This window comes from Treponema sp. OMZ 788, from assembly GCF_024181245.1.
In the GTDB taxonomy this organism is placed as follows: Bacteria; Spirochaetota; Spirochaetia; order Treponematales; family Treponemataceae; genus Treponema_B.
In genome coordinates, this window is sequence record NZ_CP051199.1 from 2479903 (window position 1) to 2492164 (window position 12262).

Here is a 12262-nt window from a genome sequence, read left to right on the forward strand (position 1 = left end):
TAAGATTTTAACGGAGGAATAAATTTGAAACCTGAACTTTTAAAACTAACAAACATAGGCCCCTTTCGAGGAACACACACAATAGACTTCAGTCTCATGGATTCTATCTTTTTGGTATGCGGCAAAACCGGAGCCGGAAAAACGACCATCTTCGATGCAATCTCGTATGCCTTCTACTCAAAGCCCTTGGGAAGCCGCTCTCAAATTGCCCGCAGCCTCCGAAGCCAATTTGCCCCGGAAACTGAAACGGCAGAGGTTGAGCTTATCTTTACAATGGGCCCCTCCAAATACAAAATTTTTAGACGGCTCCCCTTTTTACGCCCGGGGAAAAAAAGCGAAAGTCCCGAAGAATCGGCCCTAGCCGAATGGGACGGCCGAACTTGGAAAGATTTGAGTGCAACAAATAAGCGGGACACGGACAAAAAAATATTGAACATCATAAACCTAAACGAAAAAGAATTTGCCCGCATTGTCCTTCTTCCGCAGGGCGAATTTGCCGCCTTTTTACGCGAAAATTCAAGCCAAAAAAAAGAAACCCTTGAAGAGCTTTTTCCTATTTCGCGATACACCAAAATAATGGAAAACCTGAAGGAGAGGGAAAAGGCAGAATCCTATAAGATAAAAAATATCGAAGATGCCCTTGAAAACCTCGGCAAAGAATTCGATGCCGATTCCTATCCTTCAAAAAAGAGCGAATTTGAAAAAGAGATTGAACTTATCAAAAAAAATTACAACCAAATTTCCAAAAAAATCGAGGTAAAAATCTCGGAAAAAGAGCAAGCAAAGGTTCTCAAAGAAAAAAAGGAAGAACTTACAGCGATAAAAACAAGGCTCGAAAATCTTAAAGCCCATCAAAACGATATAAAAATGATGGAAGAAGCTGCCGAAAAGGCCCGCAGAGCCTCATCTCTTCAAGCCCTCGCCGATTCTGTAACCAAACTGAACAACAGCATAACCGAGTATAAAACCGATATCGAAAAAAAGATAAAAGACTTAAATACCGTAACCGAAATTTTGGAAACCCTTAAAACACAAGAAAAAGACATACAATCCGAAAAAGAAAACAATACCGAGTTAAAACAAAACTTAAACCGTCTAAAAAGGGCCGCCGAGGTTTACAAAGAAATAGAAGAAAAATCATACGAAAAAAAAGGACTTTCTCTGCAAAAAAAAGAAAAGACCGACAAGCTTGCACAAAGCGAAAAAAATATTCAGGAACTAAAACACAAGGCTTCGGAATATCTTGAAATAATCAATGATCTCGATAACAGAAAAGAAAGGGCCGAAACCTCGTCCCAAAAACTTTCTTACCTAAAAAGGCTTTTTGAGATTGCTTCAAAAAGAGAAAAAGCGGCAAAGCTCTATACAACCCATAAGGCAGCGGCCGAAAAAAACTACAATGATTTACAGTTAATTTTAAAAGACATCGAAATTGAAAAAGAGCTTTTTGAAAAACTCAAAAAAGAAAAAAAAGATTTTGAAATAAACCAAGAGGCCTCCTCCCTTGCCGTTCACTTAAAAGACGGAGAACCCTGCCCTGTCTGCGGTTCAATACATCATCCTTCTCCCGCCGCCGAAAATATGGGAAGCATTTTTTCACTAGAAGAAAAAATACAAAAATGCGAACGCAGCATCGAAAAATTTAATCATGATAAGGAAACTCTAAGCAATAATCTAACCGCCCGCAATAAGGATGCAGAATGGCACAAGGAGCAGCTTGAAGAACTTGGCCGCTCTTTTTTTAAACTAAATGAAGAATTTAAAAAAGGCTCTTTTATTTTTGAAGAAATGCCTTCCGAAAAAACAATAGGAGAACTCCTTCCTCAAACCTCAAAGGAGGCTGAAAAAGACAGCCTTCTTTTAAAAGAAGCTCAGACCGCAAACACTGCAAAAATAAATTTAGAGCAAAAACTTTCTTCTATCCAAAATGAAAAAGAAGCCTTAAGCGATGCCCTTACAAATATCAAGATAAAAGAAAGCGAGTTAAACACAATCCTCCACGAAAAGAAAAAGCAATACGATGATGCCTTTAAGGCAATCCCCTCCGATATCCAAAAAGAAAACATCGAGGACACAATCGAAGGCTGCAATGAAAGGATTTTTGCCTCCGACCGCAAAATAAGCGGCTACGAGGAAAGGCTCAAAGAAAGTAATGACCGGCATACGAGCATAAAGGCCGGACTCATTCAAAGGCAGGAACAGCTGGCAAAATGGGAAAAATCCTTATTGGAAGAAGAAGAAAATTTAAAAACCTCGCTTGAGCGGAAGGGCTTTACCTCTTTAAACGAGCTTTTAGATTCTATTTTACCTGAAGAAAAAATCGATGGTTTTGAAGAAACGGTAACAAAATTCAAGGAAGAAAAGATAACCTTGGAGCACTCCGCTTCAGGCCTCGAAAAAGATATTGAAGGCAAGACCTTCATTCCTCCCGAAAAAATTGAAGACGAAATTATAGTTTTACAAAAAAATCTTGACGAAGAGCAAGACCGCCTTACGGAAGTAAAAAGCGCTCTCGACAAGCTAAAAGACCTTTTTGAAAGACGGCAAAATCTTTTGACCGAGTTAAAACAAAGGGCCGAAGAAGCCCGTATTATAACCGAACTTTCTTTAAGTTTAAACGGCAGCAATAAGTATAAACTGAAATTCGATATTTGGATGCTCTCGGCCTTTTTACGCGAAATAATCGTTTATGCCAACACCCGCCTTGAACGCATGAGCGGCGGCCGCTATGTTTTAAAATTGAGTAAGGAGCTTTCGGGAAACAACCTTTCAGGACTGGACATGGAAATTTATGATGCCTACACAGGCGGCATCCGTCCCACAGCCAGCCTTTCCGGAGGAGAAACCTTTATGGTTTCAATCAGCCTTGCCCTCGGCCTTGCCGATTCCATTCAAACAAGAAGCGGCGGCATAAGGCTGGATTCAATGTTTATAGATGAGGGCTTCGGCAGCCTCGATGAAGCCAGCCTTGAAAACGCTATCAGCATCCTCGACGAAGTAAGGGGCAACCGGATGGTCGGAATAATTTCCCATGTCAGCGAGCTAAAAACCCGCATCCCCCAAAAAATCGAAATAGAAAAAACCGCCAACGGCTCGGCAATAAAAATACGGGGTTAATCTATAATCTTGTTAATATTAAATATGGGAAGAACGACACTATCTGTTCCGGGTTGAGAAGTTAGTAATGTAACTTCACTTCGTAAATAAGGCATCATAATAGCTGCAGCATTCTTGCTGATAAGGTTCTGCTTTAATTTGTCATCCATATTTTTAACATCTTCAATCATAAAGAACCCGGAAAGGCTTACAGAAAATTCATACTCATCTTTTTTATTTCCTTTCAAAATAAGAGTAACTTTATACCGGTGTTCTTTATCGGTTCCTATCTGGATTTCTAAGTTAAACTCTAACTCATTATCATTTTTGAATCCTTTTCGTTCAAATTCGATATTATCAAAAACTATTGCTTGCATATGTAAAACACTGTCATAATTACTCATTTTTCTTTCTCCTTTAGGCAGCTATCACAAAATTATCATCAGATATCGTTATTTGCACCTTGTCTGATATATCTAGTTCATAAGGTTTTAAATCATTATCTATCTTTTTATTATATTCATATTCTAATTTTTTTGATTCTACATTAGTAATAGTAATATCGGCAATTCCTCTATAGTTTTCAAAAACTTTACTTACAATATCGATACTATTAGCAAAATAAAATTCAAAAGTATCAATCTCCAATTTTATACCGTCATTCTCTACCTTTTTTTGTATTATATTGTTTAAAGGCTTTGAATCATATTGTCTGCTAATAAGTTCTTGACTATAGTATTCGATCTCTTCATCAAATTCTCCTTCTTCAGGCTCCAGATATGAATCTTCTTTCGGAAGGTAAATACTGTCGGTCCTCCAGTCATCATTATTATAACGTATTTTTTGCTCACCGTTTATATTGTCAACGGAAATCTTTGAAGAAGTATAATTCAATAATAAATCGCGGATTGTTATTTCGTTTTTAAGAATCTTAATGATGTTATTTACATCAGTCTTTCCGAGCAGCCATTTTTTTCCATCCTTGTTATTTTGACAGCAAACACAAATATAATGCTCACCTATTTTATTTTTGCAGGAAAATAAAATAGGATAATATGATTCAAATAAAATTCTATCAATATATAATTTTCCGCCTTCTTTAATTTCTACAAAAATATCTTTCATTTATTTTTATCCCTTTCTTTTTTATAGTTTGCCAAATACTCTTTAAAATTATCAATTATTTTAAATTCCGTATAAGGAGTGGCATCCTTATAAAGCCACCAATCCACATGGGATGATTTACATTCTGGTTTTCTTTCTTTTGTCCTTTGTACTAAACCGTATACAGGATTGGTTTCCCCGATCGCAATCCGACAAGGATCTTCCATATCCGAATCCATTGAAACAAATCTTTTTATATCTTTAGGTTTCTCATATGTAGAAAGAGAATATTCGCTTGGATCTGCAGGATCGGATAGAGAACTCTCATTACAACTTTTCTCTTCAAAAGAGGGTAAAAATGATTCCCTATCGCATTTTCCGCTTTTACATGCTCTATACACTTGTATAAGTTCTTCTCTGGCACCTTCCGGTAATTCAAATTTAATAAAGTAATCCGGAAATAATTTTTTCATTCTTTCATTGTCTTGCCGTAACATATTTATTTATCTAACTCTTCGTATTTACACATATTATATATCATAAGTATCTTTTTGTCCAGATTGAAAATTTTCAATACCCCCCCGTTTAAATCTTTCACCATTTCCGGCTGGAAATTTTCTCTTTTTTATGATACAGTAACCTTATCTTTTGTAAAAGCTTTTTGGGAGAATTTTTATGTCTATTTTTCAAGCTATTATTTTGGGAGCCGTTCAAGGCTTAGCCGAGTTCCTACCTGTTTCAAGTTCAGGGCACTTAGCCATTGTAGAATATTTTTTTAAACAAGAAAACCTTCCCATCCTTTTTGACATACTCCTGCATGTCGCTACCCTTGCGGCTGTATGTACAGTTTTTGCAAAAAAAATTGCATCTCTTTTTTGTGTTTTAGGCAGGTTTATTATAAAAAAATCAAAACCGGAAGATAAAGACGATCTTATGATGATTGCAGCCATTATAACTGCAACCGCAGTAACAGGTGTCATAGGTCTTTTACTAAAAGATTGGGTAAAAGCCATCGACATTCGTTTTATTCCCCTCTTTTTTATCGTAACAGGACTTCTTTTAATAGCATCTTCTAAGGTAAAGCCTAAAAAACAGTCAAAAAATATAAACCTCCTTACGGCAGCAATTACGGGATTTGCTCAAGGAATAGGAGTCCTACCCGGTATCTCGCGTTCGGGCAGCACTATTTCCGCCTCTCTTTTTGCGGGACTTGACCGTGAAAAGGCCGGAGAATTTTCCTTCTTATTGTCGATACCGGCAATCCTTGCAGCATTTATACTTGAACTTAAATCTGCCGATAATCTTCTTGCAGGTATAAGCCCTATAAGCTTAATAGCCGGAATGATAAGTGCCTTTGTTGTAGGTTATTTTTCTCTCCGGTTTTTGCTTAAACTTATAAAAAAAGGAAGATTAATGTATTTTGCTTTCTACCTGATCCCGCTGGGAATAGGTCTTAGTATTTATTTTTGGGGTTTTGCCGGATAATTTTTACGCTTTCGGAGTTGAAATTTGATAGAAGAATCAAAATTTAGAATCATATCGGTTATATTGGGCATCATCATTTTTATAATCTCGGTATACATAGCCTTAGCGGTTCTCTTGCCCATTTTCGGTTTTAAGGGTTATATATTTCCATTTGAAAAAGTCGGCACAGTTCTTTTTTCTACATATAAATTTTCTTCCCTGCTAATACCAATCATTCTTCTTTATTCTTCAATTTTATTGATGATTCCCGGCTGGTCTCTCCATTCAAAATTTTTATTATCGTTCATGCCGGTGTATTTTTTAACTTGTGTAATCGGCGAACATTTAATTTATTTTTTACTTCCCCAAATTGAAAATGAAACGGTACAAGAATTTACAAAAATTGCCGTAACTTTGGCCACAGGCCTTTTACTTTTAATGGAAGTATTTCTTACCCTTATACTAAGTGAAAAATTACATCATAAAGGCTCGATGCAGTCTGACGAAAAAGAAGCAATGGAAGATATTATAGGCGACAGCTATTATCCATCAGAAACTTCTATGGTATTCGGTGAAGGAAACGAAACGGTCAAAACAGGCTTTTGGCTAAAATCAAATGCAAATAAACACGGTCCCGATACCAATAGGCAAACTTTGACAGAAGCCATTCTGACACGAAGCCAGTTTATAAAATCCCAACTAACTAACGAAGCAGAAACAGTAAAAGATGTCCCGCCTCCTCTTGAAAAAATAGATGCAGATATACAGGTCGACATAGGAGAAGCTCCTCCTCAAGAATCTAAAAAAGGCATTATAGACTCTCTTGTCGTAATAGAAGATATAAACATTGAACAGGACTTGGAAGAACTTAGCTCCATAGAAGATGATACTGACGAATACAATGAATCAGGACCGGATGAAATTTCTGAATACGGCAGCCTTGAGCCGAATGAAATTGCCGAAGACGATGAAATTGAAACTGATGATTCTGAAAATACCGATACTGATGATGAAGATACAGAAGATGAAGAAGAGAACCTTCCTTCAGAAGAATTAAGCGGAGATATAGAAATTAGTGCAGCCCAGCCTTTAAAGCCTAAAAAAGACTCAAAGGATAAAAAAAAGGGCTACCGCATTCCTTATGATTTACTAACAAAATATCCGGGAAACGAATACTGGATAGTAGACGATTCAACCCGAAAAGCGGCTGTAGCTCTAAAAAACACCTTTGAAGAATTTAACATAGCTATTGAAATTACAGGTATCAGAAAGGGGCCGGTCGTTACAATGTTTGAAGTCCTTCCGCCTCCCGGAATAAAACTGGGTAAAATCACAGCCCTTCAAGATAACATCGCCTTGCGCCTTGCGGCCCAAAGCGTCCGAATTGTTGCCCCTATTCCCGGAAAGCAGGCTGTCGGTATCGAAGTGCCTAATGAATCGCGTGCAATAGTCGGCTTTAGAGAGTTAATTGAAACTCAAATTCCCGGAACGGAAAAAATGGGCATCCCTATCGTCTTAGGAAAAGACGTAACAGGGGAACCCCAAACATTAGATCTTTGTCAAACCCCGCATCTTTTGATAGCCGGTGCTACAGGTTCAGGTAAATCGGTCTGTGTAAACTCTATTATTCTTTCAATCCTTTACAATAAAAGCCCTGAGGAAGTAAAGCTCCTCTTGGTTGACCCGAAAATAGTAGAACTTAAACTTTACAACGGAATCGGGCACTTATTGACTCCGGTAATTACGGAACCTAAAAGAGCACTTCAAGGCTTGCAGTACTGTATCTGCGAAATGGAAAGACGCTATGCGATGCTTGACTCAATGAGTGTAAGAGACATCAAAAGTTACAATAAAAAAATAAAACGCGAAAAGATTGCAGCCGAACCCCTGCCCTACATCGTAATAATCATTGACGAATTCGCTGACCTTATGGCTACCACAGGAAAAGAACTTGAAGCAACAGTTTCAAGGCTTTGTGCTATGAGCCGTGCCGTAGGTATTCACTTGGTACTTGCAACCCAGCGGCCCTCTACAAATGTTATTACAGGTTTAATCAAGGCAAACATTCCCAGCAGGATAGCCTTTATGGTCGCCTCCCGTGTAGACAGCCAGATTATCCTCGATAATATCGGTGCAGAAAAGCTTTTAGGAAAGGGAGATATGCTCTACGTAAGCACAACAAAACCCTTTCCAGCCCGAATACAAGGCACCTTTGTTTCCGATGATGAGGTAGAACAGGTTGTGGAATGTGTAAAGACCTTCGGAGAACCCGACTACATAGATGACGAAATATTTGTAGATGATGAAGAGTATTCCCAAGGAACCCTTTTCGGGGAGGAAAGCGATCCCCTATATGATGAGGCCTTGCAGATTGTACTAGCCGAAGGAAAGGCTTCCGCTTCTTATATCCAAAGAAGGCTTAAAATAGGCTACAACCGGGCAGCACGAATAGTAGAAGAAATGGAAGAGCGCGGAGTTGTCGGTCCTGCAAACGGTTCAAAACCGAGGGAAGTAATTACGCATTCTTAAAAAATAATTATATGAGGTAAAATTTATGATTGATAACGCTTTATTTTCGGATTTTTATGAATTGACGATGGCTCAAGGTTTTTGGAAAAAAGGAAATAACACAAAAACCGTTTTTGAAATGTTTTTTAGATCGAATCCGTTCAAGGGCGGTTATGCCGTCTTTGCAGGTCTTGAGCCCCTTTTAGAAACAATTCTAAATTTTCACTTTGAAAAAAGCGATATCGATTGGCTTAATTCTCTCGGCATATTCGAAAAAGAATTTTTAGACTATATTGCCGGCTTTAAATTTTCAGGTAATATTTGGGCAATGAAAGAGGGGAGTGTTGTTTTTCCGAATGAACCCTTAATTAGAATTGAATCTGATACAGTTGAAGCCCTGCTTTTAGAAGGCCTCATCTTAAACATGATAAATTTTCAAACCCTCATAGCAACAAAAACCGCCAGAATTTGGCTGTCTTCAAAAAAAGGCTCTATAATGGAATTCGGACTCCGCCGGGCTCAGGGAAACGACGGGGCTATGAGTGCAACAAGGGCAGCCTACATAGGAGGAGCCTTCGGTACAAGCAACTCCCTTGCCGCCAAAGAACTCGGAATACCGGCCCTAGGAACAATGGCCCACTCATGGATAATGTCATTTAAAAACGAGGAGGAGGCCTTTCAAACCTATGCCGATATGTATCCCGATAATTCGATATTTTTAATAGATACCTATGATACCCTCCGTTCAGGAATTGTAAATGCTATCAAGGTTGGAAAACGCCTACAAGAAAAGGGAAAAAACTTCGGTGTACGCCTTGATTCAGGTGATATTTATTATTTGAGCAAGGATGTAAGAAAACGCCTTGACGAAGCCGGCTGCCCCAATGCAAAGATTTCCGTTTCAAACGAGCTTACTGAAGAAATTGTAGAATCCCTTGTTCAAAACAATGCCCCTATAGATTCTTGGGGAGTCGGAACCCACATGGTTACAGGCGGAAATGAGGCCTCCCTTACGGGAGTATATAAGATGGCTGCTCGTAAGAGTTTAGGAGAAGCAGAATGGACCCCGGTTATGAAATTTTCGGATAACCCTGCAAAGATGACTAATCCTGCAAGCAAACAGGTATGGCGGCTTTATAACCCTGATGGGACCTTTAAAGCCGATGTTCTAAGCCTCGAAAACGAAAAAATTGAAGAGGGCGTAGAGCAGACCTTTTATCATCCAGCAAACGATTATCAGAATTTTACCTTTACGCCTGCAAAGGCCGAGGCTCTTTTAGAAAAACGCATCGAAAACGGAAAGGCGGTCGGCAAGGCTCCAAAGCTAAAAGAAATCAAAGCCTATGCCGAAAAACAGCTTGATAGTTTAGACTATACCTCAAAACGTCTTTTAAATCCTCACATATACAAAGTTTCTTTAAGTGAAAAGATGAGAGATTTAAAACAGCAGCTAATAAAAGCAAAACCGGTTTTTAAAAGCTAAGGCAGAAAAACCGATTATTTATAAATAAATTAAAGTATTCAATTTTGGAGGATAATATTATGAAAAAGAGATTTTCGATCCGTAATAAATTAATTGTTATTTTCGGATTATTGGTAAGCATTGCACTTTTTATCTTCGGTATTTTAGCTGTAAATATTGCCGAAAAAGCTGTAAAAGAAAAAGCGGAAACTCATTTAATAGATAAGGCAAAGGATACGGCTGAAATTATAGACGGCAGAATAAATGCTTTTTTTCAATTTTTAGAAGGTATTGCTAAATCTCCTGTATTGACAGACCCCGAAATATCTTATTTGCAAAAAACAGAATATTTAGAAAAACAAAATTCATTCGATAAGTCTATATTGGAGTTGAACATAACCGACTTAAAGGGAAACCGTTATAGCAAAAGCGGAAAGACCATATTTGTAGGAGACCTTAAATGGTATAAGACCGCTGCTGCCGGCAAACGATTTGCTTCAGAGCCGATAATATCGCGGACCGACAGTTCATTGATCAGTGCATTTGCGGTTCCTATATATAATGACAGCAATAAAATCATCGGGGTTTTATCTGCTGCTGTAGACGGCTTTAAGCTATCGAATGACATAAAAGATATAAAAATAGGAGATACAGGAGGATGCTATATCATCGGCCTTGATGGAATAACAATTGCCGATAAAGATAGGGCAATAGTTTCACAACTTGAATCCAGTGTAAATAAGGCAAAAAAAGATCCTTCCTTTGAAAGCATAGCAGCATTAGAAAAAAAAGCTCTATCCGAAAAAGAACCTTCCGTAGGGTCTTTTTATTGGGATGGTGAGCTTGAAATAGCATCTTTTGCTCATATCAAGGAAACGGGCTGGACAGTTATTATTTCAGCCCCCATAGAAGAATTTATGGGAACAATCGGCATCTTAAAAAAATCTCTTTATGGAGTCGGTTTGATTATTTTAATAAGTGCTTTTGCTGTTATATTTATTGTGGCTCTACGTATAGTAAAACCGATCAATAGTGCCGTTTCAGCTTTAAAAGATATTGCACAAGGCGGCGGGGACTTAACCGTACGGCTGCCTTTACGGGGAAATGATGAAATCACAGATATGTCTAACTATTTTAACCGGACAATAAAGAAAATAGAAGAGTCCATTCAAACTGTAGGCTTAAATACCTCCGCAATGGAAGCCATAGCCGCCGAGCTTGCAAACAATATGAATGAAACTACAGGTTCAGTACAGCAAATAGGTGCAAACATTGAAGAAGTAAAACAACAGGCTATAACTCAGGCTGCAAGTGTAACCGAAACAGCTGCAACGGTGGAAGAAATAATCCGCACAATAAAACAGCTTAACGGAAATATTGAAGGTCAGGCCGCAAGTGTTGCAGAATCCTCTTCTGCTATTGAAGAAATGGTTGCAAACATAAGCTCCATAACAAACACTCTGGGAAAAACCGATAATGTTATTAAGACTCTTGCAGAAGCCACAGCCGATGGTAAAGAAACAGTTACTAATGCAAACATAGTAACACAAAAAATCTCGGAAGAATCGGGAGGCTTATTGGAAGCTTCGACGGTTATTCAGCATATTGCAAGTCAGACAAATCTTTTGGCTATGAATGCAGCCATTGAAGCAGCACATGCAGGAGAAGCAGGAAAAGGGTTTGCCGTTGTTGCCGATGAAATCAGAAAACTTGCAGAAGAATCAAGCACTCAGGGAAAAACAATTACCTCAACATTAAAAAAACTATCCGGAGAAATCGAAATATTATCTGATTCTGCAAAGACGGCCGAATCAAAATTTAATGCTATCTTTAACCTATCCGAGCAGGTAAAACAAATGAGCACAACTTTGATGAATGCCATGCAGGAGCAGCAGCATGGAAGTCAAGAAGTGTTAACAGCGATCAGAGACATAAACAGAATTACTGCCGAAGTTCAAGCAGGTTCGGAAGAAATGCTCAAAGGCGGAGAAGGAGTCGCAGAGGAAATGAATAAACTGGACGGCCTAACCCATATTATAACCGGCAGTATGAACGAGATGGCTAAAGGTGCTGCCCATATTGGCAATGCAATGGAAGATGTTGCTGTAATAACTGAAAAAAATAAGCAAAGCATTGATAATCTTGTTAAGGAAGTAGGAAAATTCAAAGTAAGCGGCGAAATAAGCTTCGTAAAAAATAAAAAGGAAACTTCCGGCATTAATCTTAGTAATGCAGTCAAAGTTCATGTAGATTGGAAGGTTAAACTTAGGGCAGCAATATCAACAAAGGAAAAACTTGATGTAGGAATCATTTCTAAGGATTCGGAATGCGAATTCGGCAAATGGCTGCATGGAGAAGCAAAAACAAAATACGGGCATTTATCATCATATAAAGAATGTCTGGCTAAACATGCCGCTTTTCATGCAGAAGCAGGAAAGGTTGCCTCTGCAATCAATGACGGCAGCTTTACCAAAGCAGAAGCCATGCTCAATACTGCCAGTTCATTCAACACCGCTTCAAATGAAATTACCGCTGCCGTAAATGCCCTAAAAAATGAAATAGGCTTGAACTAAGCATTTAATAAAAAAAGGCTGTCTGAAATGTTAAAGTCTATTCAGACAGCCCTCT

At 38.3% G+C, this 12262-nt stretch carries 7 protein-coding genes and 2 pseudogenes; 6 read left to right on the forward strand and 3 right to left on the reverse strand.

Features of this window, described 5'->3' with window-relative positions; genetic code table 11:
* The first annotated feature begins 24 nt into the window (after positions 1-24).
* The gene (locus E4O00_RS12330) at positions 25-3117 is read left to right on the forward strand and encodes an AAA family ATPase (protein ID WP_253677650.1); all 3093 of its coding nucleotides are present in this window, start codon (positions 25-27) and stop codon (positions 3115-3117) included.
* Here the strand turns inward: E4O00_RS12330 and E4O00_RS12335 are convergent.
* The 3 genes from E4O00_RS12335 to E4O00_RS12345 are packed head-to-tail and all read right to left on the reverse strand — an operon-like array spanning position 3114 to position 4673.
* Positions 3114-3500 carry a protein-export chaperone SecB gene (locus E4O00_RS12335; protein WP_253677651.1) on the reverse strand — a complete coding sequence of 129 codons (387 nt, stop codon included), beginning with the start codon at positions 3498-3500 and terminating at the stop codon, positions 3114-3116. The genes E4O00_RS12330 and E4O00_RS12335 overlap by 4 nt on opposite strands.
* 13 nt (positions 3501-3513) lie before the next feature.
* A complete protein-coding gene (locus tag E4O00_RS12340) occupies positions 3514-4221 on the reverse strand; it encodes a hypothetical protein (protein WP_253677652.1) in 708 nt (235 codons plus the stop codon).
* Positions 4218-4673 carry a hypothetical protein gene (locus E4O00_RS12345; RefSeq protein WP_253677653.1) on the reverse strand — a complete coding sequence of 152 codons (456 nt, stop codon included), beginning with the start codon at positions 4671-4673 and terminating at the stop codon, positions 4218-4220. Before E4O00_RS12345 ends, E4O00_RS12340 begins: the two co-directional genes overlap by 4 nt.
* Positions 4674-4875: 202 nt before the next feature.
* Here E4O00_RS12345 and E4O00_RS12350 point away from each other — a divergent pair, with 202 nt between their 5' ends.
* The 5 genes and pseudogenes from E4O00_RS12350 to E4O00_RS12370 all read left to right on the forward strand — a co-directional run.
* Positions 4876-5685, forward strand: a complete 810-nt coding sequence (locus E4O00_RS12350) for an undecaprenyl-diphosphate phosphatase (RefSeq protein WP_253677654.1) — start codon at positions 4876-4878, stop codon at positions 5683-5685.
* A 24-nt stretch (positions 5686-5709) separates the two neighbouring features.
* Positions 5710-8193, forward strand: a complete 2484-nt coding sequence (locus E4O00_RS12355; RefSeq protein ID WP_253677655.1) for a DNA translocase FtsK — start codon at positions 5710-5712, stop codon at positions 8191-8193.
* A gap of 25 nt (positions 8194-8218) precedes the next feature.
* Complete coding sequence (locus E4O00_RS12360) at positions 8219-9655, forward strand: nicotinate phosphoribosyltransferase (protein ID WP_253677656.1); 1437 nt, start codon at positions 8219-8221, stop codon at positions 9653-9655.
* Positions 9656-9714: 59 nt separating this feature from the next.
* Positions 9715-11805: pseudogene (locus E4O00_RS12365) on the forward strand (methyl-accepting chemotaxis protein); the annotation flags it as partial.
* A gap of 84 nt (positions 11806-11889) precedes the next feature.
* Positions 11890-12207, forward strand: a pseudogene (locus E4O00_RS12370) (CZB domain-containing protein); the annotation flags it as partial.
* Positions 12208-12262: the final 55 nt, after the last annotated feature.

Coding starts and splice junctions, on each gene's coding strand:
- E4O00_RS12335 (WP_253677651.1), bottom strand. CDS start 3,500: ATGAGTAATTATGACAGTGTTTTACATATGCAAGCAATAGTTTTTGAT.
- E4O00_RS12340 (WP_253677652.1), bottom strand. CDS start 4,221: ATGAAAGATATTTTTGTAGAAATTAAAGAAGGCGGAAAATTATATATT.
- E4O00_RS12345 (WP_253677653.1), bottom strand. CDS start 4,673: ATGAAAAAATTATTTCCGGATTACTTTATTAAATTTGAATTACCGGAA.
- E4O00_RS12350 (WP_253677654.1), top strand. CDS start 4,876: ATGTCTATTTTTCAAGCTATTATTTTGGGAGCCGTTCAAGGCTTAGCC.
- E4O00_RS12360 (WP_253677656.1), top strand. CDS start 8,219: ATGATTGATAACGCTTTATTTTCGGATTTTTATGAATTGACGATGGCT.